The 26,597-nt window shown below is 72.7% G+C and carries 20 protein-coding genes; 5 read left to right on the forward strand and 15 right to left on the reverse strand.

The features are described 5' to 3' along the window. Nucleotides 1-120 precede the first annotated feature (120 nt). Nucleotides 121-1,767 (forward strand): fumarate hydratase, encoded by a 1,647-nt coding sequence (locus BGP03_RS01970; RefSeq protein WP_298799734.1) that lies wholly within the window; start codon nt 121-123, stop codon nt 1,765-1,767. A 128-nt stretch (nt 1,768-1,895) separates the two neighbouring features. Here the strand turns inward: BGP03_RS01970 and BGP03_RS01975 are convergent, their stop codons facing one another. From BGP03_RS01975 to BGP03_RS01995, 5 genes are all read right to left on the reverse strand, one after another. Continuing rightward, nucleotides 1,896-2,711: a CoA ester lyase gene (locus BGP03_RS01975; RefSeq protein ID WP_296370635.1), complete on the reverse strand. Its 816-nt coding sequence runs from the start codon at nt 2,709-2,711 to the stop codon at nt 1,896-1,898. A gap of 75 nt (nt 2,712-2,786) precedes the next feature. Next, nucleotides 2,787-3,230, reverse strand: a complete 444-nt coding sequence (locus BGP03_RS01980) for a MaoC family dehydratase (protein ID WP_296370778.1) — start codon at nt 3,228-3,230, stop codon at nt 2,787-2,789. A gap of 5 nt (nt 3,231-3,235) precedes the next feature. Beyond that, on the reverse strand, nt 3,236-5,161 hold the full coding sequence (locus BGP03_RS01985; RefSeq protein WP_296370636.1) for an AMP-binding protein: 1,926 nt from the start codon (nt 5,159-5,161) through the stop codon (nt 3,236-3,238). 74 nt (nt 5,162-5,235) lie between these two features. After that, a complete protein-coding gene (locus tag BGP03_RS01990) occupies nt 5,236-6,786 on the reverse strand; it encodes an acyl-CoA carboxylase subunit beta (protein WP_296370637.1) in 1,551 nt (516 codons plus the stop codon). A gap of 97 nt (nt 6,787-6,883) precedes the next feature. After that, the gene (locus tag BGP03_RS01995) at nt 6,884-8,023 is read right to left on the reverse strand and encodes an acyl-CoA dehydrogenase family protein (RefSeq protein WP_296370638.1); all 1,140 of its coding nucleotides are present in this window, start codon (nt 8,021-8,023) and stop codon (nt 6,884-6,886) included. 80 nt (nt 8,024-8,103) lie between these two features. On the opposite strand from BGP03_RS01995, the gene BGP03_RS02000 reads away from it, so the two are divergent. Continuing rightward, nucleotides 8,104-8,697: a TetR/AcrR family transcriptional regulator gene (locus BGP03_RS02000; RefSeq protein ID WP_298799722.1), complete on the forward strand. Its 594-nt coding sequence runs from the start codon at nt 8,104-8,106 to the stop codon at nt 8,695-8,697. On the opposite strand, the gene BGP03_RS02005 is transcribed toward BGP03_RS02000, so the two are convergent. From BGP03_RS02005 to BGP03_RS02015, 3 genes are read right to left on the reverse strand one after another with little or no spacing between them, the layout of a single operon-like run. Beyond that, nucleotides 8,698-11,388 carry a bifunctional GNAT family N-acetyltransferase/acetate--CoA ligase family protein gene (locus BGP03_RS02005; protein ID WP_296370640.1) on the reverse strand — a complete coding sequence of 897 codons (2,691 nt, stop codon included), beginning with the start codon at nt 11,386-11,388 and terminating at the stop codon, nt 8,698-8,700. A 1-nt stretch (nt 11,389) separates the two neighbouring features. Then, complete coding sequence (locus tag BGP03_RS02010) at nt 11,390-12,559, reverse strand: acetoin utilization protein AcuC (RefSeq protein WP_296370641.1); 1,170 nt, start codon at nt 12,557-12,559, stop codon at nt 11,390-11,392. Nucleotides 12,560-12,572: 13 nt separating this feature from the next. Continuing rightward, on the reverse strand, nt 12,573-13,436 hold the full coding sequence (locus BGP03_RS02015; RefSeq protein ID WP_298799721.1) for a sulfurtransferase: 864 nt from the start codon (nt 13,434-13,436) through the stop codon (nt 12,573-12,575). Nucleotides 13,437-13,517: 81 nt separating this feature from the next. On the opposite strand from BGP03_RS02015, the gene BGP03_RS02020 reads away from it, so the two are divergent. Together BGP03_RS02020 and galE are read left to right on the forward strand one after the other, a co-directional pair. After that, complete coding sequence (locus tag BGP03_RS02020) at nt 13,518-14,234, forward strand: metal-dependent transcriptional regulator (protein WP_296370643.1); 717 nt, start codon at nt 13,518-13,520, stop codon at nt 14,232-14,234. 54 nt (nt 14,235-14,288) lie between these two features. Further along, on the forward strand, nt 14,289-15,251 hold the full coding sequence (galE, locus tag BGP03_RS02025) for a UDP-glucose 4-epimerase GalE (protein ID WP_296370644.1): 963 nt from the start codon (nt 14,289-14,291) through the stop codon (nt 15,249-15,251). A gap of 5 nt (nt 15,252-15,256) precedes the next feature. Here galE and BGP03_RS02030 read toward each other — a convergent pair whose 3' ends face one another. Continuing rightward, nucleotides 15,257-16,321, reverse strand: a complete 1,065-nt coding sequence (locus BGP03_RS02030; protein WP_298799720.1) for a DUF4192 domain-containing protein — start codon at nt 16,319-16,321, stop codon at nt 15,257-15,259. 244 nt (nt 16,322-16,565) lie between these two features. Between BGP03_RS02030 and sthA the strand changes: the two genes are divergently transcribed. Beyond that, entirely contained in the window at nt 16,566-17,972 is a 1,407-nt protein-coding gene (sthA, locus tag BGP03_RS02035) for a Si-specific NAD(P)(+) transhydrogenase (protein WP_296370646.1), read from the forward strand. A 76-nt stretch (nt 17,973-18,048) separates the two neighbouring features. Here the strand turns inward: sthA and BGP03_RS02040 are convergent, their stop codons facing one another. The 6 genes from BGP03_RS02040 to BGP03_RS02065 form a co-directional block, all read right to left on the reverse strand. Then, nucleotides 18,049-18,897, reverse strand: coding sequence for a M23 family metallopeptidase (locus tag BGP03_RS02040; protein ID WP_296370647.1), 849 nt, complete (start codon nt 18,895-18,897; stop codon nt 18,049-18,051). A gap of 431 nt (nt 18,898-19,328) precedes the next feature. Continuing rightward, the gene (locus BGP03_RS02045) at nt 19,329-22,799 is read right to left on the reverse strand and encodes an indolepyruvate ferredoxin oxidoreductase family protein (protein ID WP_298799719.1); all 3,471 of its coding nucleotides are present in this window, start codon (nt 22,797-22,799) and stop codon (nt 19,329-19,331) included. 29 nt (nt 22,800-22,828) lie between these two features. Next, nucleotides 22,829-23,644: an IclR family transcriptional regulator gene (locus tag BGP03_RS02050; RefSeq protein ID WP_296370649.1), complete on the reverse strand. Its 816-nt coding sequence runs from the start codon at nt 23,642-23,644 to the stop codon at nt 22,829-22,831. A gap of 17 nt (nt 23,645-23,661) precedes the next feature. Next, on the reverse strand, nt 23,662-24,681 hold the full coding sequence (locus BGP03_RS02055) for a histidine phosphatase family protein (RefSeq protein WP_298799718.1): 1,020 nt from the start codon (nt 24,679-24,681) through the stop codon (nt 23,662-23,664). Next, nucleotides 24,678-25,607, reverse strand: a complete 930-nt coding sequence (locus BGP03_RS02060) for a catechol 2,3-dioxygenase (protein ID WP_296370651.1) — start codon at nt 25,605-25,607, stop codon at nt 24,678-24,680. Before BGP03_RS02060 ends, BGP03_RS02055 begins: the two co-directional genes overlap by 4 nt. Then, nucleotides 25,604-26,530, reverse strand: coding sequence for a catechol 2,3-dioxygenase (locus tag BGP03_RS02065; RefSeq protein WP_296370652.1), 927 nt, complete (start codon nt 26,528-26,530; stop codon nt 25,604-25,606). The genes BGP03_RS02060 and BGP03_RS02065 overlap by 4 nt, the downstream gene beginning before the upstream one ends. Nucleotides 26,531-26,597 lie beyond the last annotated feature (67 nt).

Consider the following 26,597-nt stretch of genomic DNA (forward strand, 5'->3'; position numbering starts at 1 on the left):
AAGAGGGAGGGTCTCCGTCCGGAGACCTGCGTGACCCCGGTTCGCGCCGGGGTGCGCTTCCTCCGGGAGGTCGGACTGGTCGGGGGCCGGTCCGGCCTCCCGACCACCTATCGTGGTCTCGTGCCCCAGTTCCACCACACCGATGTGCTCCCGCTCGGTCCGGACGAGACCGACTACCGCCGCCTCGACCTCCCGCCCGGCAAGGTGGTGGAGGCCGCGGGCCGGACGTTCCTCGAGATCGATCCGTCGACGATCACGTCGCTGGTCGCCGAGGCCGTGCACGACATCCAGCACATGCTGCGGCCGTCGCACCTGGCCCAGCTGCGTGCCATCGTCGACGATCCCGAGGCCTCGCCCAACGACCGCTTCGTGGCCACCGACCTGCTGCGCAACGCGTGCGTCTCGGCGGGCGGCGTGCTGCCGATGTGCCAGGACACCGGCACCGCGATCGTCGTCGGCAAGCGCACGGAGACCGTGCTGACCGGCGGCGACGACGAGGAGTCGGTGTCCCGCGGCATCTTCGAGGCCTACGACAAGCTCAACCTGCGCTACTCGCAGATGGCGCCCACGTCGTTCTGGGACGAGAGGAACACGGGCACCAACCTGCCCGCGCAGGTGGAGCTCTACTCCGTGCCCGGGCAGACCCCGAAGTACGAGTTCCTGGTGATGGCCAAGGGCGGCGGCTCGGCCAACAAGACCTTCCTCTACCAGGAGACGAAGGCGCTGCTCAACCCGACCAAGCTCGCGAAGTTCCTCGACGAGAAGCTCCGCTCGCTGGGCACCGCGGCCTGCCCGCCCTACCACCTCGCGATCGTCGTGGGCGGCATGTCGGCGGAGTACAACCTCAAGGTCGCGAAGCTGGCGTCGGCGCGCTACCTCGACAACCTCCCCTCGGAGGGCTCGGAGATCGGGCACGCGTTCCGGGACAAGGACCTCGAGCAGCAGGTCCTCGAGCTCACCCGCAACTTCGGCATCGGCGCCCAGTTCGGCGGCAAGTACTTCTGTCACGACGTGCGCGTGATCCGGCTGCCGCGCCACGGCGCCTCGCTGCCCGTCGGCATCGCCGTCTCGTGCTCGGCCGACCGCCAGGCCAAGGCCAAGATCACCCCCGAGGGCGTGTTCCTGGAGCAGCTGGAGACCGACCCGGCGCGCTTCCTCCCCGACGTCGCCGACGGCCTGTCCGACGACGTCGTGCAGGTGGACCTCAACCGCCCGATGGACGAGATCCGCGCGCAGCTCTCGACGTTGCCCGTGAAGACGCGGGTGTCGCTGACCGGCACGCTCGTGGTGGCCCGCGACATCGCCCACGCGAAGATCGCGGAGCGGTTGGACGCGGGTGAGGAGATGCCGCAGTACCTTCGCGACCACCCCGTCTACTACGCGGGCCCGGCCAAGACACCTGAGGGCTACGCGTCGGGGTCGTTCGGCCCGACCACCGCCGGCCGCATGGACTCCTACGTCGAGCAGTTCCAGGCGGCGGGGGGTTCGCTGGTGATGCTGGCGAAGGGCAACCGTTCGCAGCAGGTGACGACGTCCTGCGCCACGTACGGCGGCTTCTACCTGGGCTCCATCGGCGGCCCCGCCGCGCGGCTGGCGCAGGACTGCATCCGCAAGGTCGAGGTGCTGGAGTACCCCGAGCTGGGCATGGAGGCGGTCTGGAAGATCGAGGTGGAGGACTTCCCGGCGTTCGTGGTGGTGGACGACAAGGGCGAGGACTTCTTCTCCGAGGTCAGCCAGCCGACGCTGCAGGTGACCTTCCGCCGCTGACGCCCCCCACCCACCCCACCCGGCGAGTTCGCCATCTCCCGGGCTGAGTTCGCCAGACGATCGGATCGGTCTGGCCGGACGTCGCCGCTGGTAGGCGAACTCGCTCGGCCAGACGGCGAACTCGCGGGTCAGGGGGTCGGGCGGGCGCGTGCGAGGGTGGCGCGGGCCATGCGGACGTGGACGTCGTCCACCATCTCGCCGTCCAGGAGGCCGACCCCTGTCTCGGACGCCTCCAGCACGCGGCGGGCGTGGGTGATCTCCGCCTCGCTCGGGGTGAAGATCTCGTGGGCCAGGGCGACCTGCGACGGGTGGATGCAGAGCTTGCCGGGGTAACCCAGCGCGCGCGCCTGCTCGGCGTCGCGGCGGAAGGCGTCGTCGTCCCGGACGGCCGTGACCACCTGGTCCAGCGCGGACACCCCGGCCAGCCTCGCGGCCAGGGCCACCCGGCTGCGGGCGTAGAGAACCTCGGTGCCATCGGCGGTGCGCCGGCCGCCCATGTCGGCGATGAAGTCCTCGGCTCCGAAGTAGGCGCCGATCAGACCCCGCTCGGCCCCCTCGGCGAGCAGCGGGCGGGCGTCGGCCACGCCCAGCGCGGTCTCCAGGCCGCCGACGACCGGCATCCCGTTCAGGCCGTCGAGCTGGTCGACGTGTTCGAGCTTGGGCAGCACCACCCCGTCGGCGCGGGTGCCCGTCACGGCGGCGACGTCCTCGACGAACCACGGGCTGCCCGGCGCGTTCACCCGCACCAGCACCGTCGTGCCGTCGGGCACGTCGAGCGTGGCCAGCGCCTCGACCACGGTGGCGCGTGCGGAGTCCTTGTCGGCCACGGCCACGGCGTCCTCGAGATCGAGCACCACCCCGTCGGCGCCGAAGCGCCCGACCTTGGCGATGCGGTCACCGCGGCCACCGGGAACGAACAACAGGGAACGCAGCGAGGTCGTCACCGGCCCATCGTCGCAGCCCGCGTGGTCACGTCGCAGCCCGCCGGCGCGCTGCGACGAGACCCACGCGCTGCGACGTCACGCCGGACGGCGGTGCATGAACGCCGCCCGCGTCGCCTGGCAGACCAGCTCACCGCGCTGGTTGTAGGCGTCGTGGCGGAACGTCACCACGCCGGCGTCCGGCCGCGACGAGCTCGCGCGGGCGTCGACCACCTCGGTCGACACCCGGATCGTGTCGCCCGCGAAGACCGGTTTCGGGAACCGGATGTCGGAGAAGCCGAGGTTGGCGATGGTGGTGCCCAGCGTCAGCTCCGGCACCGCCAGCCCGACCACCAGCGCCACGGTGAACATCGAGTTCACCAGCGGTTTCCCGAACTCGGTGCCGGCCGCGAACTCCGCGTCGAGGTGCAGCGGCTGGGGGTTCATCGTCATCGTCGTGAACAGCACGTTGTCGGTCTCGGTGACGGTGCGACGGGTCGCGGCCTCCACGACGAGGCCGGGCTTCAGGTCGTCGAACCACATGCCGGTCACGGCTTCACCACCGCCGCCACGGCGTCGAGCGCCGACGGGTCCTCCATCGCGGAGATGTCGCCGGTCGGCCCGCCGTGCACCACGACGTCCCGGAGCAGCCGGCGCATCGTCTTGCCGGTGCGCGTCTTCGGCATCGCCGACGTCACGTAGACGCGGTCGAGCTGCGCGTAGCCGCCCATCTCCTGCACCACGCGCGCCCGGATCTGCGCCGACGCGTCGTCACCGGCGCCGGTCCGCAGCGTCACGAACGCGATCGGGACCGTGCCCTTCGTGACGTCCGGGACGCCGACCACCGCGGCCTCGACGACGTCGGGGTGCGCCGTGACGACGGCCTCGATCTCCATCGTCGAGATGCGGTGCGCGGCCACGTTGATCACGTCGTCGGCGCGGCCCAGCACCCAGAGGTGCCCGTCGTGGTCGAGGACGGCCTCGTCGTTGGTGGCGTACTTGCCGGGGAACCGCGAGAAGTAGGTGGCGAGGTAGCGGTCGTGGTCGTCCCAGACCGTGCGGGCCAGCGTGGGGAACGGGCTGGTCAGCACCAGGTTCCCCTTGACGCCGGCGGGTACCGGCTGCCCGTCGTCGTCGAGGATCTCGTACGCGTGCCCGGGCACCGGGGTGCCGACCGACCCCGCCTTGAGGTCCTCGGCGCCGTAGACGGGGTAGGTCCAGGTGGAGCCGGTCTCGGTCTGCCCGTAGGCGTTGACGACCGGCACGTGCAGCGTGTCGGTGGTCCAGCCGAACGTGTCGCCGTCCAGCGGCTCGCCCTGCACGGTGATCAGCTTCAGGCCCGGCAGCGGGTGGGCGGCGGCGAGGTCGTCCCCGAACTTGCGCAGCATCCGCAGCAGCGTGGGCGCGCACAGCACCTTCGTGACGGCGTGCCGTTCGCAGATCTCGTAGAACCGCGCGGTGGTCGGCGTGTCCAGCGCGCCCTCGAAGCAGGCGATCGTCATGCCGCAGGCCAGCCCGCCGACGACGGCCTGGATCGGGAACGTCAGCCAGCCGACGTCGGCCGCCACCCAGTAGACGTCACCCTCCTCGTAGCCGGCCTGCCAGTGCGCGTTGGCCCACGTGCCGAGCAGGAACCCGCCGACGCTGTGCACCACGCCCTTGGGCTTCGACTCGGTGCCGGACGTGAAGATCAGGAACGAGGGCTCGTTGGGGTCGAGCGGGACGGCCGGCGTACCGGCGGCGCCCGTCTCCAGGACCTTCGCGTAGGCGTGCTCGCCCTCGAGCAGCGGCACGCCGTCGCCGGTGCGGTCGACGACCACCGTGGCCGTGACCGTCGGCGTCCGGACGCGGGCGGCACGCAGCGTCTCCAGCAGCGGGATCGGCTTCGTACGGCGGTAGATCGCGTCCGCCACCACCACGACCTTCGCCCGCGCCGCCGCCAGTCGCGACGCCACGGCCTCCTCGGCGAAACCGGAGAACAGCACCGTGTAGATCGCGCCGATCCGGTTGCAGGCGTGGATGGACGTGAACGCCTCGACGAGGTTGGGCATGTAGATCGCGACGACGTCGCCCTTGGTGACGCCCAGCTCGAGCAGACCGGCGGCGAGGCGGCTGACCTCGTCGGCCAGCTCGGCGTAGGTCAGGGTGCGGGTGTCGCCGGGCTCGCCCTCCCACACCACGGCGGCGCGGCCGGCCGTGGCGGGGTCCTCGGCCCAGCGGTCGACGCAGTTGTCGGCGACGTTGAGGCGGCCGCCCTCGAAGTAGCGGAAGTCCTCGATCCCGCCGGTGCGCACCGTGGTCCAGGGCGTGGACCAGCGCTGCTGCTGCGCCACCCACTCCCAGTAGGCGTCCGGCCCGTCGAGGGCGCGGGCGGCGGCGAGCTGCTCGACGCGCTCGGGCACCGTCCACTCGGCCGGGAGCGGGATGATCGGCGCGTTCAGCAACTGGGCGAGGCTGTCGGGCGTGTCGGACATCGGCGTCCTTCCTGGGGTGGGCCGGGGTCGTGCGCGGATATCGGTGCTGGGGCGCTGATATCCGCGCACAGGGGTCACACGGGGCTGATCGGGTGGTGGCGGCGGCCGGTGGTGCGGGTCCAGCGGTCGGCGTCGACCATGCGCGCGACGAGCTCGGCGCGCAGCTGCTCGGGCTGCACCACGGCGTCGACGACGAGCGCGGACGCCATCCGGAGCAGGTTGATGTCGGCCTGCTGCTCGGCGGTGCGGGCGGTGACGAACGCGGCACGTTCCTCGTCGTCCTCGATGGCGGCGATCTTGTTGGCGTACACCGCGTTGACCGACGCCTCCGCGCCCATCGGGCCGATCGTGGCCGTGGGCAGCGCGATCGTGGCGCGCGGCTCGAAGCCCGGTGCGCACATCGCGTAGAAGCCCGCGGCGTAGGCCTTGCGCAGGACGACGGTGTACTTCGGCACCTCGGCGCTCGCCATCGCGGTGATCATCTTCGCGCCGTGGCGGATGATGCCCTGCCGCTCCATCTCGACACCGACCATGAAACCGGGCACGTCCTGCAGGAACACGAGCGGGACGTTGAACGCGTCGCAGGTGGAGATGAACTTCGTGGCCTTGTCGGCTGAGTCGACGAAGATGGCGCCGCTGCGGACCTGCGGCTGGTTGGCGACGATGCCGACGACGCGCCCGTCGAGCCGGGCGAACCCGGTGACCAGCTCCTGCGCCCAACGGGCCTTGATCTCGAAGAAGCTGCCCGCGTCGACGAGCCGGTCGACGACCCCGCGCACGTCGTAGGCGGTGTTGGGGTCGGCCGGGACGAGGCCGGCCCAGTCCTCGCGCTCCGGCTCCTTCGCCGGCAGCGCGGAGGGCGCGGAGCGGAAGTCGTCGGGGAGGTAGCTCAGCAGCAGCCGCGCGGCCGCGATGGCCTCCCAGTCCTCGTCGAACACCTCGTCGCCACAGCCGGAGACGGTGGCGTGCATCATCGCGCCGCCCATGTCCTCCAGCGTGGTGCGCTCGCCGGTCACCTTCTCCGCCACCCGCGGGCTGGCGAGGTACATCGACGCGTTGCCCTCGACCATCCCGACCCAGTCGCAGAACGCCGGCATGTACGCCCCGCCCGCGGCACTCGGCCCGTGCAGGCAGCACAGCTGGGGCACCCGGCCCGAGAGCTTCACCTGCAGCTGGAAGATCGCCGACGCGCCGCGGCGGCCGGGGAAGAAGCCCATCTGGTCGGTGAGGCGGCCGCCCGCGGAGTCGACGAGGTAGACCACCGGGAGCAGGTCGCGGTCGGCGCGCTCCAGGATGCGGATCTGCTTCTCACACGTCAGCTCGCCCCAGGACCCGGCCTTGACGGTGAAGTCGTGCGCGATCACCGCGACGGGTCGCCCGTCGACGCGACCGACGCCGGTGATCACGCCGTCGGCGGCCAGGGCCTGGTCGGCGGCCGTGGCGAGCAGACCGTCCTCGACGAAGGTGCCGGGGTCGAACAGGACGGCGAGCCGGTCGCGGACGGGCAGCTTGTCGGGCCAGCGCGCGGGGTCGCCCCCGGCGCGGGCGCGCTCGGTGGCGGTGGCGACCTCGTCCGGGACGACCTCGTCCGGGGCCGGGGCCACCCGTTCGGCCTCGACGGTCATCCCGACCCCCCGGAGCGTCGACTCGCGCACCGGAAACCGCCGACTCGCGCGCTGGGAAGTGCCGACCCGCGGGGCCGGGACGGGCGGCTGGCGGCGGTCACGAGGCCATGCCGCGGGTCAGGATCTCCAGCTGGATCTCGTCGGTGCCCCCGCCGATCCGCAGGATGCGGGCGTCGCGGTAGTGCCGCGCCACCGGCGACTCCTCGACGAACCCGGCGCCGCCGAACAGCTGCACGGCGTCGTCGACGATGCGGTTGCACGCCACGGCGGACACGTACTTGGCCCGGGCCACCGACTTCGCCGCCTCGGGATGACCGGCGTCGAGCCTCGCCGCGGCCTGGTAGGTGACCAGGCGCGCCGCCTCCAGCTCGATCTCCATCAGCGCGAGCTTGTGCCGGACCGTCTGCAGATGGGTGAGCGGGGCGCCGAACGCCTCCCGTTGACGGGCGTAGTCCGACGCCAGGTCCAGGCACTCGGCCGCGTGCCCGATGCCCATCCCGGCGAGCGCGATCCGTTCGAGCTGGAAGGCCTCCATGATCTGGTAGAAGCCCCGGTTCTCCTGCCCCAGCACCGCGTCAGCGGGGACGGTGACGTCGTCGAGGACGACCTCGCGGGTGTCGGAGGAGTGCCAGCCCATCTTCGCGAGCGGCGCGCCCGTGGAGACACCCGGCGCGGTGGTCTCGACGAGGAACAGCGTGACCCCGCCGCGGCCCGCGTCACCGGTGCGGGCGGCGACGATCCACAGGTCGGCCAGCCCGGCGTTGGTGATGTACATCTTGCGGCCGTTCAGCACCCAGCCCTCGTCGGTGCGCCGGGCCGTGGTGGTGACACCCGCGACGTCGGATCCGGTGCCGGGCTCGGTGACCGCGATGGACGCGACGGCCTCCCCCGTGGCCAGCGGCGGGAGCCAGCGGGCCTGCTGCGCCGGCGTGCCGTACCGGGCGATGTGCGGCGCGGCCATGTAGGCGCTGACCAGCGCCGTGACGGCGATGCCGCCGCTTGCCCGCGCCAGCTCCTCCGCCAGCAGCGCCACGGCGAGACCGTCGCCGTCGTCACCCCCGTGTTCGACGGGGGTGACCAGGCCGAGCAGCCCGGCCGCGCCGAGCGGCTTCCACAGGTCGGCCGGGAACGTGCCGGACGCCTCGGCTGCGTCCACCCGGGGGCGCACCTCGCGGTCGACGAACGACCGGCACGAGGCCTGGAAATCGCGGTGCTCGTCGTCGAGCTCCCAGGTCATGGGTCCTCCAGTGTTTTTCGACCGACCGGACGGTCGACCACTAGTAGAGTGGGCCGGGTCCCGCCTGTCAAGGAGAGTGCATGTCCGAGCCGACCACCCGGGCCGACGCCCAACGCGCGCGCGTGCTGGCCACGTCGGTGGAGATATTCGGGACGCGCGGCTACCGGGCCACGTCGATGAACGAGATCGCGGCGGGCGTGGGGCTGTCCAAGCCCACGCTCTACCACTACTTCCGCAACAAGGAGGAGCTGCTCGTCCGGATCTACTCCGACGTGCTCGACGAGAGCCTGCGGATGGCCCGGGCCACCGTGGCCGCGGCCCCGACCCCGCTCGACGGGCTGCGCGAGCTGCTGGTGTCGCGCGTGGTCTACACGTGCGAGAACCGGGAGCTGCTCAAGATCTGCTTCGAGGAGGAGGACGAGCTGCGCCCCGACCTCGCCGAGGAGCTGCTGGTGCGCCGGCGCGCGTTCGAGGACGTGGCCGTGGACGCGCTGTGCGGCCATCTCGCCGCGCACCCGCAGATGCACCTCACGATGGCCCCGAAGGTGTTCGTCAACCTCTGCCTGGGCGCGGTGAACTGGACCTACAAGTGGTACCGGCCCACCGGCCCCCGCACGCCGCAGGAGCTCGGCCGGGAGATGGCCGACGCCCTGCTCATGGCGGTGACCCCCTGATCAGCGGAGCCGGCGCGGGCCCCCGTCGTCGCGGTGCGGCGGCGGTCCCAGCACCATCCGGGCCCCGGTGACGAACACCCCCTCCGCCGAGGCCAGCACGGGGTCGAGCGCCAGCGACCGGATCTCGGGCAGGTCCTCGGCGAGGCGACCCACGCGCAGCACCAGATCCTCCATCGCGTCGAGCCGGGTGGGCTCGGTGCCCCGGTACCCCGCCAGCAGGGGCGCGGCCCGCGGCGCCCGCACGAGTGCGGCCGCGTCCTGGTCGGACACGGGCACCACCCGGAACGCCCGGTCGCCGAGCAGCTCCGTGGCCAGGCCGGACAGCCCGAACGACAGCAGGGAGCCGAAGGACGGGTCGTCGACGATCTCCAGCACGCACGAGATGCCCTTCGGCGCCATCCGCTGGACGTAGAGGTCCTGCTCGCCGGTGAGCCCGGCCAGGTCCTCCACCGCGCGGCGCACCTCGGCGGCCCCGGCGACGTCGAGGCGGACGCCGACGAAGTCGGTGCGGTGGCGCCAGCGCTCACCGGCGGCCTTGACCGCCACCGGGTAGCCCACCTCCTCCGCCGCGGCCACGGCGGCGTCCGCACCCACCACCCGGCGGAACGCCGCGAGGGTGATGCCGTAGCAGGCGAGCAGGTCGATGGTCTCGTCGTCGCTGAGCGCGTGGCGCCGGTCGGACCCGAACCGGGCCACGAGCTCGCGGGCCCGCTCGGTGTCGACGCCGTCGGGCGAGACGAACTCGCCGACCGGGTTGGCGTGCCACCGCGCGTAGCGACCGACGCGGGCCAGCGCCGCGGCGGCGCGTTCCGGGCTCGGGAAGCTCGGCACCGACCCCCGCATCGGGGTGCCGTCCGGCCCCGGGACGGCGAGTTCGACGGGTACCCCCTCGGCGGCCAGGAACACCGCGACCACGGGCTTGTCCACACCGCCGACGGCCTCGCGGAGGGCGCGCGCGTAGTCGGCGCCCGGAGTGGCGATCGGCGGGACGAACACCGCGACCAGCGCGTCGGTGCCCTCGTCGCCCGCCGCCTTGGCGACGGCCGCGGCGAACTCGTCGGGCGGCGCGGCCGCGCCGACGTCCACCGGAGCGCCCGCCAGCTCCATGCCCTCGTCGAGCAGCGCGTCGCTGACGAGCAGCCCGAGAGCACTCGAGTTGCCCACCACCGCGACCCTCGGGCCCGCGGGCAGCGGCTGGTAGGCCAGCACCAGCGCGGTGTCGAACAGCTCCGAGAGCGTCTCGACGCGGATCACGCCGGACTGCTCGAACAGCGCGCGCACGCTGGCGTCGTCGATCGGGACGCCGCTGGCGGCGAGCGCCGGCGTCGGGCCCGTGTGCCGGCCGCTCTTCACCGCGACGATCGGCTTGGTGCGGGCCAGCCGCCGGGCCAGGCGGGCGAACTTGCGCGGGTTGCCGAACGTCTCCAGGTAGAGCAGCACCACGTCAGTGGCCGGGTCGGTCTGCCAGTACTGCAGCATGTCGTTGCCCGAGACGTCGGCGCGGTTGCCCGCGGAGACGAACGTGGACAGGCCCAGGCCGCGTTCCTTGGCCGAGGCGAGGATCGCCGTGCCCAGCGCGCCGGACTGCGAGAAGAATCCGACCCGTCCCATCCCGGGGATGTCGGGGGCCAGCGTGGCGTTGAGCTGCACGTCGGGGGCCGTGTTGGCGATGCCCAGGGCGTTGGGCCCGATCACCCGCATCCCGTGCGCCCGGGCCTCGCTCACCAGCCGCCGCTCCGCGACGGTGCCGCCCTCGCCGGCGTCGGCGAAGCCCGCGCTGATCACCACCAGGGTGGTGACGCCCTTCTCCAGGCACGAGTCCATGACCTCGTCGATGCCCGCCGCCGGCACCGCGACGACGGCCAGGTCGACCTCGTCGGGGATGTCGGTGACCGAGGCGTACGCGCGCACCCCGCGGATCGAGCGGGCGTCGGCGTTGACCGGGAACACCGGACCGGTGAACTTGGCCCGCAGCAGGTTGGCCAGCACCGCGTGCCCGATCTTCGACGGATCGGCGGACGCGCCGATGACCGCCACCGACCCCGGGTGCAGCGCGTTGTGCATGCTGCGGGCCTCGGCCCGCTGCTCGCGGGCGTCGCGCACCGCCAGCGACTGGTCGGTGGGGTCGATGTCGAACTCGAGGTGCAGCACGCCGTCGGCGAACGCGCGGCTCACCTGGTAGCCGGCCTGCCGGAAGACCCGCACCATGGCGTGGTTCTCCACGAGCACCTCGGCCTCGAACCGGCGCAGGCCGTTCTCCCGGGCCGCGGCCGCGAGGTGCTCCAGCAGGATGGAGCCGAGCCCGCGGCCCTGGTGCTCGTCGCGGGCCACGAACGCGACCTCCGCCGTGGTGATGGCGCCGTCGCCCGTCGGTAGCCCCTCGTAGCGCCCGACGGCGATGATCTCGTCGCCGAGCAGGCAGATGAACCCGACCCGCGCGTGGTGGTCGACCGTGGTGAAGCGCGCCAGGTCCTTGTCGGAAATGCGCGGGTAGGGGCCGAAGAACCGCAGGTAGCGGGTGCGCTCGGACAGGCTCTCGTGGAACCGGAGCAACGCTTCGGCGTCGCCGGGCAGGATCGGGCGCAGGTGCACGATGCCGCCGTCGGACGCCACGACGTCGGCCTCCCAGTGGCGGGGGTAGCCGGGGCCGAAGTCGACCGGGTCGTTGTCGGGCGTGCTGGTGGGCTGCATGTCAGTCCCGGGGGTCGTCGGGGTCGAGGCCGTGCAACGGGAACACCGCGCGACGCGTCTCGAGCACGGCGGCGTCGACGCGGTCGGAGTCCTCCATCCACCGGGTGTGGGCGGTGTCGCGACCGTCGGTCATCGAGGTGGGCAGCTCCTGGCCGGTGAGCCCGGCCGTGTGCGCGATCCAGCCGGCGGGCAGCGGCCGGTTCGGGTCGACGTCGCGGTCGAGCACCGTGGCGATGAGGTGGGTCCAGGAACGCGGGACCACCCGGAACAGCCCGTAGCCGCCGCCGCCGGTGGCCAGCCACTTGCCACCCGCCGAGCGCTCGGCCAGCTCGCGCAGCTCGTGGTAGATCGCCCGGTGGCCGTCGACCGAGAGTCCGAGATCCGCCAGCGGGTCCTCGGCGTGGGTGTCGGCGCCGCACTGCGTGACGAGGATCTGCGGCCGGAACGCCCCGACCAGCGACGGCACGACAGCGTCGAACGCGCGGAGCCACGCCGGATCGGCGGTGCCGGGCGGGAGCGGCACGTTCACGGCGTAGCCCTCCCCCTTCCCGCGGCCGTACTCCCCCGGCCAGCCGGTGCCGGGCCACAGCGTCATCGGGTGCTGGTGCAGCGAGATCGTGAGCACCCGGGGGTCGTCGTAGAAGGCGGCCTGCACGCCGTCACCGTGGTGCACGTCGACGTCGATGTAGGCGATGCGGTCGTAACCGTGGTCGAGCAGCCAGGAGATGGCGATCGCGCAGTCGTTGTAGACGCAGAACCCCGCGGCGCGGTCGGCCATGGCGTGGTGCAGCCCGCCCGCGATGGTGACGGCGCGGTCGGCGCGACCCTCCGCGATCTCCCGGGCCGCGGCCAGCGACCCGCCGCAGACCAGGGCGCTCGCCTCGTGCATGCCGAGGAAGATCGGGTTGTCGTCGGTGCCGAGCCCGTGGCCCACGCCGAACGGGATCTCCGGCGCCGACTTGACCGCCGTCAGGTACGACGGCACGTGGATGCGCTGGACCTCCTCGTCGGGCGCCTGGGTGGGCACCACCGGCTCGACGCCCTCCAGCACGCCCAGCTCGGTGGCCAGGCGCATCGTGAGGTCGAGGCGGACCGGGTCGAGCGGGTGGTCGTCGCCGAGGTCGTAGCGGAGGAACTCCGGCGTCCACACCACCGCCGCACGGGGAGTCATGACCGCGACGGTGTCACGGTTGGGCCCCGATGGCGACAGGGCGGGCGGGATCGGCCGACCAGTTCGACCACGAGCCGACGTAGAGCGCGACCGGCTGCTCCGGCGGGCGGAGACCGGCTCGCTCGGCACCGAGCACGAGCGCCGCGGCCGTGACACCGGATCCGCAGTAGGCCGCGATCGGGCCGTCGCCGGCGCCTTCCTGCTCGAACCGCTCCGCCAACGCCTCCGGAGGGAGCCAGAACCCGTCGGATCCCACGAGATCCGCGGTGGGGATGTTGTGGGCGCCGGGGATGTGCCCGGCGCGGGGGTCCACCGGTTCGGTCTCGCCGCGGTAGCGCGCTCCGGCGCGGGCGTCGAGCAGCAGCCCGGAACCGGCGAGTGCCGCCGCGCCGTCGGCGTCGAGCACCGGCATGCCGCCGGGTCGGACGGTGACGTCACCGGCGACCGGCCGCGAGGGCTCGGCCGTGGTGGGCCGACCCTGCGCCACCCAGGCCGCCCATCCCCCGTCGAGCACCGCGACCCGGTCGGCCGGGAACCCGGCCCACCGCAGCAGCCACCACGCCCGCGCCGCGATGGAGCCGTTGCCGTCGTCGTGGGCCACCACCGTGGACCCGCCGCGCACCCCGGCCCGGCGGAGCACCTCCTGCAGCTGCTGCGGGTCGGGCAGCGGATGCCGTCCCCCGGCACCCGGGGCGCCCGCCAGCTCGGTGTCGAGGTCGACGAAGACCGCGCCGGGGATGTGGCCGGCGTCGTGGTCGGGGCGTCCCGGGGGACCGCCGAGGCGGTACCGGACGTCGATCACGACGGGGACGTCGGGCCCGGCCAGGGCGGCCTGCAGGTCGGACGGCGTGACGAGCGGGGTGGGAAGTGCAATCACCTGGTCATCCTGCCCGGGATGGGATGAGCTGCGCGACGTGTTGCCCGGATAGGATGGACCCTTGACGGAAGGGCTGTGCGCGTGAATGACCTCATCGACACGACCGAGATGTACCTCCGGACGATCTACGAGCTCGAGGAGGAGGGCGTCACGCCCCTGCGCGCACGGATCGCCGAGCGGCTGGGGCAGAGCGGCCCGACCGTGAGCCAGACCGTCGCGCGCATGGAACGTGACGGCCTGCTGGTGGTGGCGGGCGACCGCCACCTGGAGCTCACCGACGACGGCCGCAACCGGGCCGTGGCCGTGATGCGCAAGCACCGTCTGGCCGAGCGCCTGCTCACCGACGTGATCGGGCTGGAGTGGGAGCTCGTGCACGCGGAGGCCTGCCGCTGGGAGCACGTGATGAGCGACGCCGTGGAGCGCAAGCTCGTGCAGCTGCTCGACAACCCCACGATCTCGCCCTACGGCAACCCGATCCCCGGGCTCGACGAGCTCGCCCGGCTGCCCGAGACGGCGCGCGGGATCTCGACGCCGCCGTCGCTGGAGATCGGGCTGCAGCGGCTCGACGAGTTCGCCCGCCGGGGCGGCGGCCTCGTGGAGGTGCGCCGCATCGCCGAGCACGTGCAGGTCGACGCCGACCTCATGGCCGAGCTCAAGTCGGCGGGCGTCGTGCCCGGCGAGGAGGTGGACGTGCAGGCCATCGCCCGCTTCGGCGACGCGGTGCCGGTGAAGGCCGGCGGTGCCGACTCGTCGGTGGCCCCGCTGATCGCCCACGCGGTGCTCGTCCGGGCTCGCTGAGGTCACGCCCACGGGCCGTGAGACGGTGGGGCCCACCATCCGAGGAGGACCACCGTGAAGTTGCTCGTGACCGGCGGAGCCGGCTACGTCGGGAGCGTCTGCGCCGCCCACCTGCTGGAGGCCGGGCACGAGGTGACCGTGCTGGACGACCTGTCCACCGGCCACGCCGACGCGGTGCCCGACGGAGCCCAGTTCGTGAAGGCGGACCTGGCCGAGGCCGCCGACGACCTGCTCGGCGACGGCTTCGACGGCGTGCTGCACTTCGCGGCGAAGTCGCTGGTGGGCGAATCGGTGGAGCACCCCGAGCTGTACTGGCAGGGCAACGTGGTGACCTCCCTGCGGCTGCTGGAGGCCATCCGCAAGAACGGCACCCCGCGGCTGGTGTTCTCCTCCACCGCCGCCACCTACGGCCAGCCCGAGGAGGTGCCGATCCGGGAGACCTCCCCCACCCTGCCCACCAACCCCTACGGGGCCAGCAAGCTCGCGATCGACCACATGATCACCTCCTACGCCGACGCGCACGGGCTGGCCGCGGTGAGCCTGCGGTACTTCAACGTGGCCGGGGCCCACGGGCGCTTCGGGGAGCGGCACGCCGTGGAGACCCACCTGATCCCGATCGTGCTGCAGGTGGCCGCGGGCACGCGGGAGTCGGTGGCCGTCTACGGCGACGACTGGCCGACCGCCGACGGCACCTGCGTGCGCGACTACATCCACGTGGACGACCTCGCCGCCGCCCACCTGCTCGCCGTGACCCAGGCCCGGCCGGGCACGCACGCCGTGTACAACCTGGGCTCCGGCCAGGGCTTCTCGGTGCGCGAGGTGATCGAGGCCTGCCGCACGGTGACCGGCCACCCGATCCCCGCCGTGACCGCGCCCCGCCGCGCCGGCGACCCGGCCGTGCTGATCGCCTCCAGCGAGGCCGCGCAGCGCAACCTCGGCTGGACCCCCGAGCGCACCGACATCGCCACCATCGTGGGCGACGCGTGGCGGTTCGCCCAGGAGCGCCACGCCGGCTGAACGGTTCATCCCGCGCTCCCCACGCAGACGTCCTCCGCCCCGATGCAGTCCCGGAACACGCCCGGCCGGATGCCGGCGTCGGCCACCTGGCGCAGCAGCCCGGTGAGGCGGTGGCCGGGCCAGGCCCGTTCGGCGCGGTCGAGGGCGACATGGGCCAGCGCGCCGTCGCCGCGCAGCAGCGCCGACACCGCCAGCAGGGCCGCGGGCTCGGCGGCCTCGGGATCGGGCGTCTCGCGGCACAGCGCCGCCCACAGGTGCTCGGCCGCGGCGGCCATCGGTCCGGCTCCGCGCAGCATCGCGGCGTCACGCACCCGCACGTCGGACAGGGCCGCGGCCAGCGCCACCACCTGCTCGTCGTCGAGGACGAGCCGGCCCGCCGCCGCGTCGCGGAGTGCGGCGTCGACCGCGGCCAGCGCGGCGGTGCGGTCCGGCAGGACGGCCGCGTCATCGACGATCATGGCCTCCCGCCGGGCCAGGCGGGCACCGTCGGCGGCCGCGACCTGGTGCTCCAGATCGGCCCGGTCGGCCCGGGCCACCGCACCCCGCGCCACCGCCGCGGCGGCGAAGGCCGTGGCGGCCGGGTCGGGCACCAGGCCACCGCAGCACGCCGGATCGTCGAAGCAGCTCCAGCGCGCCCCGGCGGTGGCGGACTCGGCCCACATCACGGTGTGGACGTCCAGGCCGCGCGAGCCGAGGTGGTCGACGACGTGGTCGACCAGAGCACGGGCCGGTGGATCCGCTCCCGCGGACAGGACGACCACCGCGGCCCCGGCCGGGTCGTCGAGCATCAGGCTTGCCACCACGGCTTCGGCCACCGCGCCGACGTCGTCGGGTGGAGGAAGGTCGACGCGCACGGTGAGACCCAACCGGCGGCCGCTGCTGCCTCCGGTGGCCACGAGGACCAGCGACTCGCGAGGATGGAAGCCGAGCAGGTACGGCAGCGCCGCGACGAGCTCGGCCGGCTCGCCGATGCGCAGTGGATCGACCTGCGGGGGATCGATGGGCGGGGGATCGATGGGCGGGGGATCGATGGGCGGGGGATCGATGGGCCGGGGATCGGTGGTTCGCATGCCCAGAGGCTGCGTCGGTCCGGCGGCGCGGCGCCACCGTTGCACCGTTCGGGTGTGGACAACCGGCCCGGAACCGGCGTCCGGGAGCGCGATGGGGACAACCGGAGACCCGGACGTCGCCGAGACCCCGTCCTGTCGTCGTTGACTGTTAGCGTGCGCGCCTTGCCGTGCGGCCCCCGGCCCGCGACGCTGACCGGGGCGGAGGACGGCCGACCGGTCGTCCGGCACGCACGAAGGGGCGCCGATGTACGACTACGACCTGCTGGTGATCGGCTCGGGACCGGGCGGCCAGAAGGCCGCGATCGCCGCGGCCAAGCTGGGTAAGCGGGTGTGCGTCGCCGAGCGGCGCAACATGATGGGGGGCGTCTGCGTCAACACGGGCACGATCCCGTCGAAGACGCTGCGCGAGGCAGTGCTCTACCTCACCGGCTTCGCCCAGCGCGACATGTACGGCGCCAGCTACCGCGTGAAGTCCGAGATCACCATCGCCGACCTGCTCGCGCGCACCGCGCACGTCGTCGGGCGGGAGGTGGAGGTGATCCGCAACCAGCTGCTGCGCAACCACGTCGACATCCTGGGCGGCACGGCCCGGTTCGTGGACGAGCACACCGTCGCCGTGGAGGGCGACACCCGCGGCGACCACAACACGGTCACGGCGGAGAACATCGTCATCGCCACAGGCACCAGGCCGGCGCGGCCGGCCGAGGTCGAGTTCGACGAGAACCACGTGATGGACTCCGACGGCGTGCTCGGGATGCAGCGCGTCCCGAGCTCCCTGGTGGTGGTCGGCGCGGGTGTGATCGGCATCGAGTACGCGTCGATGTTCTCCGCGCTCGGCACGCGGGTCACCGTGGTGGAGAAGCAGCCGCAGATGCTGGGGTTCTGCGACCCCGAGGTCGTCGAGTCGCTGAAGTTCCACCTGCGCGACCAGGCCGTCACCTTCCGGTTCGGCGAGGAGGTGGAGAAGGTCGAGATCACCTCGAAGGGCACGGTCACGAGCCTGGCCAGCGGCAAGCGCATCGCCGCCGACATGGTGATGTACTCGGCCGGGCGTCAGGGCGTCACCGACGAGCTCGACCTGGAGAAGGCCGGGTTGTCGGCGGACAGGCGCGGGCGCATCACCGTCGACAAGCAGTACCGCACCGAGGTGCCGCACATCTTCGCGGTCGGCGACGTGATCGGTTTCCCGGCTCTGGCCGCCACGAGCATGGACCAGGGGCGGCTCGCGGCCTACCACGCGTTCGGTGAACCGGCCCGTGAGCTGCAGGAACTGCAGCCGATCGGCATCTACACGGTCCCGGAGATCTCCTACTGCGGGAAGACCGAGGCCGAGCTGACCATGGGTTCGGTGCCCTACGAGGTGGGCATGTCGCGCTACCGGGAGCTCGCGCGCGGCGCGATCGTCGGCGACTCCTACGGCATGCTCAAGCTCCTGGTGTCGACGACCGACCGCACGCTGCTCGGGGTGCACGTGTTCGGCACCAACGCCACCGACCTGGTGCACATCGGTCAGGCGATCATGGGGTGCGGCGGCACCGTCGACTACCTCGTGGACACCGTGCTCAACTACCCGACGCTGTCGGAGGCGTACAAGGTGGCCGCACTCGACGTCACCAACAAGATGCGGGCGCTGGAGGCGTTCGAGCAGTAGCACATCGACGCGACGAGACCGGGGCCGGAGCAGGGCCGCGGCACATGACGGTGCCCGCCGTCGGCGGGCGGGAAGATCAGTACCTGATTCCGTGCTGGTCCAGCCACGGGCGCGGGTCCACGTACACGCCGCCGATCATGACGCCGACGTGCAGGTGGGGGCCGGTGGACTCGCCGCGGTTGCCCACCTCGGCGATCTCGTCCCCGGCCTGCACCTTCTCGCCGACGGTGACGAGCGAGCGGTTGATGTGGCCGTAGACGGTGATGGTGCCGTCGGCGTGCTGCAGGCGCACCCACAGGCCGAACCCGCTGGCGGGACCGGAACTGATCACGGTGCCGGCCAGCGGGGCGTGGATCGGGGTGCCGATGGGGGCGGCGATGTCGAGGCCCTGGTGGACGGTGCCCCAGCGGCCGCCGAAGCCGGAGGTGACCTGCCCGACGACCATCTCGACACCGGCGGCGAGGGCGGCCGCCTTCGCCGCCGCGGCCTGCGTCGCGGCGTCGGCACGGGCCTTGTCGGCGGCCGCGGCGGCCTGCGCCGCCTCCTGCAGGCCGGCGGCCTTGACGAGCGCGGCCGCGTCGGCCACGACCGGCGTGGCTGGGGTGACGGGCCCGACGGCGGCCCGGGCCTCGTCCACGGGCACCGGGACGTCCACGGGGGCGGTCGGCGCGGCGGGCGTACCCAGGAACTCCTCGACGCCCAGCCGCAGGACGTTGGCGCCGTCGGACGCAGCGGGAAGGGCGGCGCCGAGGGCCTGCTGGCCGGCCGCGGCGAGCGCGCCACCGGCGACGACCGTGGCGACGAAGCGCGCCGTCGTGGACGGGGTGACGGTGAGCCGGGCGCCACCGACCCCCGCTGTCGCCGTGGCGAGCAGCGGGGGCCCGAGGTGAGCGCGCCGGCGCTGGGGGGAGCGGTGCCGGGACACTACCTATCCTTCCGGATCTCGCGGCCCGGGCGGACGTCCCGTCGGGGGTTCGGGCGGACTGCCGGGGGAGCAGTCCGTGTCCGGTCTGTGACCAGGCCGTTATCGATCCGGGCACGACGTTAACCGCTGACCGGCCGGAAGTTGTCACAGCGCAGCGTCACTGAGGCCGCCGGACACGGCGACGCGGCGAGCGGGACAGGCGGCGTTTCCCGCCCGACACGCCAACCGAAGGGGCGCCGTTCACCGCAGGTTCAGGCCCTCTCCCCCACCCACGGTCACGCTGCGTCGCTGCTCACAGCCGTCTGCGACATCCACCGGCGAACGGAGCAGCGCTTCCGGTCGGTCACCGCGCCCACCGTCGCCCGGTGGTGCGATCGGGAAGATCAGGATCTGCCGGAGAGTCGACCGTCAAGCGGGGCTCGAGGACCGCTTCAGGCCTGGCCCAGCTCCGCCAGGCGGGTGCGGTAGCGGTCCACGTTGGCCAGCTTCACGTCCTCGTACCCGCGCACGAGGTCGGCGGCCTCCGCGGCGGCCGTGGCCGTGACGTAGGTGTCGGGGCTCAGGCCGTCGGCCAGCCGCAGCACCATGGCCCGGTAGGAGTCGCGCAGGTCGCGCTCCAGGCGCCGGATCTCCGTGCGACCGAAGGGGTCGAGCGGCGTCCCGCGCAGGGCCTTGCCACGGGCCAGGGTCTGCAGCACCGGCTTCATCCACGGTCCCAGCGCGATCTTCCTCTGGCGGCCCATGGCCTTGAGCATCGGCGGGTGCAGGCGGTAGCGCTGCCGGGTGCCCCCGGGCACCTCGGCGGCGACCTTCGCCTCGAAGACGGGATCGGTGAGCAGCCGCGCCACCTCGTACTCGTCCTTGTAGGCCGTGAGCTTGTGCAGGCCGCGGGCGACCGCCTCGCTGAACGCCGTGTCCTGGCCGACGCGGCGCTCGGCGCGCCAGACGGCCAGCACGTCGTCGACGTAGCGGCGGGCGGTGCGCTCGTTCTGGAAGCCGACGAGCTGCGCGGCCCGGATCTCGACGAGCCGCCGCGTCTCCCCCGCCAGCTCCCGCAGCGCGATCGACGCCGGGAGCGCCACCGGCGCCGCCTCGGCGACCGATCCCGTGACCGCCGCGAACGCGGCCGGGTCGGCCACCGCGACACGCCCCCAGCGGAACGCGGCGGTGTTGACGGCCACCGCGACGCCGTTGAGCTCGATCGCCCACTCGATGGCCTCGGCCGACAGCGGCAGCGCCCCGGACTGGTAGGCCGCGCCGACCACCATCAGGTTCGCCGGCATCGCGTCGCCGAACAGCGCGTTCGAAGCCGCCTGCGCGTCCAGCGCCACGATCTCGCGGGTGACGCCGCGCAGGCGCTCCACCAGCGCGGGCACGTCCGTCGCCGTGATCGACGCATCGCGCACCATCGCCCCCGTGGGCACGGAACTGGTGGACACCACACCCGTGGTGTGGTCGGCCGAGGCGTAGGCCAGGTTCTTCGTGTCGGCGCCGACGAGGGCGTCGAAGGCGAGGTAGCAGCCCGCGGTGCCGATCCCGACGCGGTTGGCCGGGCCGAGCGTCGCGGCGTCGGCAGCCATCCGCAGGTGGGAGGTGACCGGGCCGGCCTTCTGCGAGAGCCCGGTCTGGTCGACGCCGTGCACGGCCAGCCCGTCGCGGACGGCGGCGGAGGCCAGTACCTGGTTGACCGTGACGATGCCGGTGCCGCCGATGCCGGCCAGGAACACGTCACCCGCGGCGGGGCGCGTGACGTCCGGGACGGCCGGGGGCTCGCGGCGGTCCGGGCGGCCGGCCGAGACCCCGGTGCCGATGCTCGCTCCGCCTGCGCTCCGCTCGGCGGGCAGCTCCACCGTCACGAACGACGGGCAGTCGCCGGCGAGGCAGGAGTAGTCGGTGTTGCAGGAGGTCTGGTCGATGTGGGTCTTGCGGCCGAACTCGGTGTCGACGGGCTGCACGGACAGGCAGTTGCTCTTGACGCCGCAGTCGCCGCAGCCCTCGCACACGGCCTCGTTGATGATCACGCGGGTGGGCCGGACGGCCAGCGTGCCGCGCTTGCGCAGGCGGCGGGACTCCGCGGCGCAGCGCTGGTCGTAGACGAGCACGGACACGCCCTCGACGCCCGCGAGCACCTGTTGGGCCTCGTCGAACCGGTCGCGGTGCCACAGCTCCACACCGGCCGGGAGGGCGGGCAGCGACCGGTACCGCTGCGGCTCGTCGGCGCACACGATGATCTTCGTGACGCCCTCGGCCAGCAGCTTCGCCGTCAGGGCGGGCACCTCGAGCCCCCCTTCCGCGTCCTGCCCGCCGGTCATGGCGACGGCGCGGTTGTAGAGCAGCTTGTAGGTGATCGACACCCCGGCCGCGACGCACGCCTGCACCGCGAGCTGGCCGGAGTGGGCGAACGTGCCGTCGCCCATGTTCTGGAACATGTGCCCGGCGCCGGTGAACGGGGCCTGGCCGATCCACTGCGCGCCCTCGCCGCCCATCTGCGTGATCGAGGTGACCTCGCTCTCCGGGCGGTGGGTGAGCGCGACCATGGCGTGGCAGCCGATGCCGCCGCCCGCGACGGCGCCCTCGGGCACCACCGTCGAGCGGTTGTGCGGGCAGCCGGAGCAGAAGTACGGCGTGCGGTTGACGGGCAGCAGCTCGAGCTTCGGGGGCTCGCGTCGGACCGGCTCCAGGTCGACCCGGTCGCCGAGCACCCGGCGCAGCGGGCCCACCAGCGCACCGGCCGTCAGCTCACCGGCCACCGGCACCAGCGGGGACCCGTCGGAGTCGGCCGAGCCGATCACGGCGGGCGCCGATGCGAGGCCGTAGAGCACGTCGCGCACCGCGGATTCCACGAACGCGCTCTTCTCCTCCACCACCAGCACGGTGTCGAGCCCGGTGGCGAAGTCGCGGAGCAGGTCGCGCTCCAGCGGGTGGATCATGCCCAGGCGCAGGAGCTTGATGCCGGCGCGGCGGCAGCCGTCGTCGTCGAGGCCCAGGTCGCGCAGCGCCTGCCGGACGTCGGTGAACGCCTTCCCCCCGGCGACGATCCCGAGCCAGGCGTCCGTCGTGTCGACCTCGACGACGTTGATCGGGTTCGCGGCCAGGAACTCCCGCACCATCGTCCAGCGCGGCCCGTACATCTGGGCCTCGGCCTCCAGCGACGCGGGCGGGGCGAGCATCGGGATCTGCTCGTACTCCCATGGCTTCCCGTCCCACTCCAGCTCCGGGACGGTGATCTCGACATCCGCGGTGCCGTCGACGGTGAACAGGCCGTCGGCCACGTCCGCGGTGATCTTCATGCCCACCCACATGCCCGAGCACCGCGAGAGCGCGACGCCGTAGCGGCCCAGTCGCACGATCTCCTCGGCGGTGCCGGGGTAGAGCACGGGCAGCCCGAAGCCGGCCAGGGTGCGCTCGCTGATGCACGGGATGGTGGAGGACTTGCAGCTCGGGTCGTCACCCGCGAGGACGATCACGCCGCCCTTCGGGTGGGCGCCGCACATGTTGCCGTGGCGCAGCGGGTCGCCCGCGCGGTCGACGCCGGGCGCCTTGCCGTACCAGACGCCGACGGCGCCGTCGACGGTGCGCTCGTGGCCGGGCACCTCCACCTGGCTGCCCCACACCGACGTGGCGGCGAGCTCCTCGTTGACGCCCGGCACGAGCGTGAGCCCGGCGTTCTCCCGGAGCTCGGTGGCCTTCGCGAGGGTCTGGTCGAGCCCACCCAGCGGGCTGCCCTGGTAGCCGGAGACGAACGTGGCGGTGCGCAGGCCGGCCGCGGCGTCGGCGGCGTGCTGCTCCACGAGCATGCGGGCGATGGCCTGCACGCCGGTCAGCAGGACGGGACCCGCTCCCGCGCGGTACCGGGCCGAGAGATCGAAATCGACGGGACCGGCGTCCTGCTGCAGCGTCATCGCTTCCTCGCTTCGCTCGGGGTCGTGCGTCAGCCGCACTGCTCCAGCGCGGCCGAGACCGACGCGGCCGCCCTGCGGACACTCTGCACGACGGCGACCTTCCGCGCTCCCAGCACACGCGACGTCGCGCCGACCACGGAGATCGCCGAGACGGCCACCGTGCGCTCGCCACGGCGCACCACGATGGGCGCCGCGATCGACGACATCCCCATCGTGTGCTCCTCACGCGAGGCGGCGAACCCGTCGATCCGCACCTGGTGCAGCACCTGCTTGTAACGCTGGGGGTCGACGATCGTGAACGGCGTGTGGCGGTGGAACCCGCGCTCCAGGATCGCGCGGGCCATCGACGGGTTGTGCGCCGCGATCGCCTTCGCCGCGCTCGAGCTGTGGCCGGGACCACGCCGGTAGAGCTGGGAGTGGAACATCGTGCCGGCGCTGTTGCCCTCCAGCCGGTCGACGTAGAGCACGTCGGCCCCGACGGGCACCGCGAGCTGGACGGTCTCCCGCAGGATCTCGCGCAGCTCCCCCAGCACCGGCAGCGACAGCTCGCGCAGCATCAGCCGGTCCACCGCGAGCTGGCCGATCTCGAACATCCGCAGGCCCAGGCGGTACCGGCCGGCGCGCGAGCGCTCCAGCATCCCGCTGGTGGCCAGCGCCGCGAGCATCCGGCACGCGGTGCTCTTGGCGATGCCCAGCTCGGCGGCCACGCGGGTGGCGCCCAGCTCCCGCTCGGTCTCGAAACAACCCAGCACCGCCATGGCGATGGACACGGACCGGAGCGGGCCGTCCTCGCGCTCGGGGCCGATGCCGTCGGGGATCGCGACGTCGAGATCCGTGATCGTCATCTAGCTCTCCCACGCAGTCATGATTCCCACTGGGGGAACTCGTCCGGCGGCGGCACGTTCACCTCGGTGACGCGGTTGCGGTAGGCCACCAGGGCGGTCTGACCGCCGCGCCGCACCTTCACCACCACCTCTTCGGTGTTGTAGGGCTCGCCCGGGTCGTAACCGTGCGCCCAGGTGGCGAACGCGCGGATCGGGCCGGAGTGGGTGGCCGCGATGATCCGCTGGCCGTCCTCCCCCTCGTCGATCAGCCGGTGGAACCCGCGCCAGAACCGGCGCACGCACAGCGCGGGCGGTTCGAAGTACATCATCGGGATCGTCATCCACGTGTGGATCGGGTCGGCCCCGCCCAGCTGCACGCGGTAGAAGCGGTCGATCTCCACGAGCCAGCGGGGGCGGTCGCCCACCGCCGTGCGCTCCAGCTTCTCCATGGTGGCCTGGTACTGCCGGAACGCCGAGGTGACGTCGCGCAGGCCGTCCGGGGTCCAGACGCCGAAGTTGCGCAGCTCCGGGATCGGCTCGGGCTCGGAGATCTCGGCCTTGCGCTGCCACTGGTCGAGGCCGTCGAGGATGCCGCGGTGGATCTGCTCCGCGGTCTGCCGCGCGCGGTTGGTGTCGGCGCAGACGATGCGGACCCGCTGCCCCTCCTTCAGCGACTTCGACAGCGAGTTGCCGCGCTGGTGCGCCTGCCAGCCGCCCATCGGCGTCAGGCCGGCGTCGGTGGAGTAGCCCTGCGTGATGCCGTGGCGGATGATCCGGATCTCCGCGACGAAGTCCTCGGCCGCCTTCCGCGACGGCGGCGCGACGATCTCCTTCTCCCGCGTGGCGGTGGCGAAGTCGCGGGTGAAGCTGTCGCCGTCGACCTGGATGACCGGGACCTCGGGCGAGTCGGCGCGGGCCCGGAACCGGCGCAGGTAGAGCGGCGTGGACGAGTCCTCCTCGACCGGGTCGGCCGTCTTCGCCTCCTGCCGCTCCCGGTAGCGCGCGAGGTAGTTGGGCGCCTCGTACCGGTCGATCTTGCGGGGATCGGTACTCGTCATGAGTGCACCGTGAAGAACTTCTCGTTCACCTGGCGGTGGTAGTAGAAGATGGCGCGCCCCATCTCCTCCTCCGTCCACGTGATCGGCTCGAAGTCCGGGTCCACCCAGTAGCCGCCGGTGAACAGCTCGTTGCGGTTGCCCACGGGGTCGAAGAAGTAGGTGGTGTAGCCGCGCGTGACGCCGTGCCGCGTGGGCGCCACGTCGATCGTGACGCCGTGGTAGGCCAGCGTGTCGGCGGCGTCGCGGATGGCGTTCCACTCGTCCACCCAGAACGCGAAGTGGTGCAGCGCGCCGTTCGGGCCGGTGATCACCGCGATGTCGTGCGGGGTGTGGCTGCGCTCCAGGAACGCCGCGAGCTGGTGGCCGTCGTTGGCCAGGATCTGCTCGGTGAGCCGGAACTCCAGGATCTCGGTGAAGAACGCCGTGAACGCCTCGACGTCCTCGGCCATGACGAACACGTGGTCCAGCCGGGGCGGAGCGATGCCGGTGAGGCCCTCGGGCCGGGGCGGCGGGTTGGTGCGCGGCAGCATGTTGCCGAGACGCTCCATGCCGTACACGAGCTCGACGAGGTGCCCCGACGGCGACTCGAAGCGGATGGCCTCACCCCAGCCGGGACCGAGCTCGCGGGCGGCGTAGCGCTTCACCGGCACGCTCGCGGCCTGCAGCTTCTCGGTGAAGTAGTCGAGGTCGCCCTGCTCGGCGAGCTTGAACGACATGTGGTCCAGCCCGTAGGTCGGCGCCTCGCGCAACACGACGGAGTGGTGCTCGTGCTCGTCCCAGCACTTGAGGAACACGCGGTCGACGCCGTCGTGGGTGTCCCGATCGGTCTCGACGAGGCCGAGGACCTCCGTGTAGTAGGCGGTGCACAGCTCGAGATCGGGAACCCGGATCTCGACGTGCTGCAGGCGCAGGATCCGATCACTCATGTGTGCATCCTCAGGAATCGCTGGGCGACGATGTTCTCGTAGTAGAAGAGGCCCTTCCCGAACTCCTGCTCGGTCCAGGTGATGATCTCCTGGTCGGGATCGACCCAGTACCCACCGGTGAACACCTCGTTGCGGATGCCCAGCGGGTCGAAGAAGTAGATGGTGTTGCCGCGCGTGACGCCGTGGCGCGTGGGGCCCTGGTCGATCTGCACGCCGTTGTAGGCGAGCGTGTCGGCGGCCTTGCGGATGTGGTCCCAGTCGTCGAGCCAGTAGGCCCAGTGGTGCAGGGCACCGTTGGGGCCGTTGACGATCGCGATGTCGTGCGGCGAGTTGGTGCGCCCGGCGAGCCAGACGCCCAGCTGGTGACCGTTGCCGTCGAGCACCTGCTCGGTGAGGCGCAGGCCCAGCACGTCCTGGAAGAAGCGGGCCGACTCGCCCACCTCCTCGGCGTTGACGAGCATGTGGTCCATCCGCGGCGGCGCGATGCCGGGCATGTCCGGCGGCGGCACGGGCGCCGGGTTGTGCTTGCCGAGGATGTTGCCGGTCTTCTCGATGTCCCAGACCAGCTCCATGATCTGGCCCGACGGCACCTCGAACCGGATCGACTCGCCCTGCCCCACCGCCTCTCCCCTGGAGACGCGGGAGACCTGGCAGCCGTAGTCGGCGAGCTTCTTCTCGTAGTCGTGGAGGTCGTCCTCGGCCTCCACGCGGAAGGTGAAGGAGTCCATCCCCGTGCGCGGGTTGTAGCGCATGCGCAACGAGTGGTGGTCCTCCTCGTCCCAGCACTTGAAGTACACGGCGTCGGCCCCGTCGACGGAGCCGCGCTGCACCTGCTGCAGCCCCATGACGTCGGTGTAGTAGGCGGTGGCGAGATCGAGATCCGGCGTACGGACGTCGATGTGGGCGAGGCGGAGGATGCCCATGCAATCAGCTCCCAGCTTCTTGACGCGCCGACGCTAACCCGCCTAGCGTTCCGGAAGGAAGACCGCG

The organism is Pseudonocardia sp. 73-21 (assembly GCF_001899645.1).
Taxonomy (GTDB): domain Bacteria; phylum Actinomycetota; class Actinomycetes; order Mycobacteriales; family Pseudonocardiaceae; genus Pseudonocardia.

Excerpts from the sequence above, each read along its gene's own strand:
- BGP03_RS01990 (WP_296370637.1), bottom strand. The coding sequence starts at position 6,786 with ATGACCGTCGAGGCCGAACGGGTGGCCCCGGCCCCGGACGAGGTCGTC.
- BGP03_RS02000 (WP_298799722.1), top strand. The coding sequence starts at position 8,104 with ATGTCCGAGCCGACCACCCGGGCCGACGCCCAACGCGCGCGCGTGCTG.
- BGP03_RS02055 (WP_298799718.1), bottom strand. The coding sequence starts at position 24,681 with ATGACGAGTACCGATCCCCGCAAGATCGACCGGTACGAGGCGCCCAAC.
- BGP03_RS02045 (WP_298799719.1), bottom strand. The coding sequence starts at position 22,799 with ATGACGCTGCAGCAGGACGCCGGTCCCGTCGATTTCGATCTCTCGGCC.
- BGP03_RS01980 (WP_296370778.1), bottom strand. The coding sequence starts at position 3,230 with ATGTGGTTCGACGACCTGAAGCCCGGCCTCGTCGTGGAGGCCGCGACC.
- BGP03_RS02005 (WP_296370640.1), bottom strand. The coding sequence starts at position 11,388 with ATGCAGCCCACCAGCACGCCCGACAACGACCCGGTCGACTTCGGCCCC.
- BGP03_RS02065 (WP_296370652.1), bottom strand. The coding sequence starts at position 26,530 with ATGGGCATCCTCCGCCTCGCCCACATCGACGTCCGTACGCCGGATCTC.
- BGP03_RS02030 (WP_298799720.1), bottom strand. The coding sequence starts at position 16,321 with ATGCGAACCACCGATCCCCGGCCCATCGATCCCCCGCCCATCGATCCC.
- sthA (WP_296370646.1), top strand. The coding sequence starts at position 16,566 with ATGTACGACTACGACCTGCTGGTGATCGGCTCGGGACCGGGCGGCCAG.
- BGP03_RS02050 (WP_296370649.1), bottom strand. The coding sequence starts at position 23,644 with ATGACGATCACGGATCTCGACGTCGCGATCCCCGACGGCATCGGCCCC.
- BGP03_RS01985 (WP_296370636.1), bottom strand. The coding sequence starts at position 5,161 with ATGTCCGACACGCCCGACAGCCTCGCCCAGTTGCTGAACGCGCCGATC.
- BGP03_RS02010 (WP_296370641.1), bottom strand. The coding sequence starts at position 12,559 with ATGACTCCCCGTGCGGCGGTGGTGTGGACGCCGGAGTTCCTCCGCTAC.
- BGP03_RS02060 (WP_296370651.1), bottom strand. The coding sequence starts at position 25,607 with ATGAGTGATCGGATCCTGCGCCTGCAGCACGTCGAGATCCGGGTTCCC.
- BGP03_RS01995 (WP_296370638.1), bottom strand. The coding sequence starts at position 8,023 with ATGACCTGGGAGCTCGACGACGAGCACCGCGATTTCCAGGCCTCGTGC.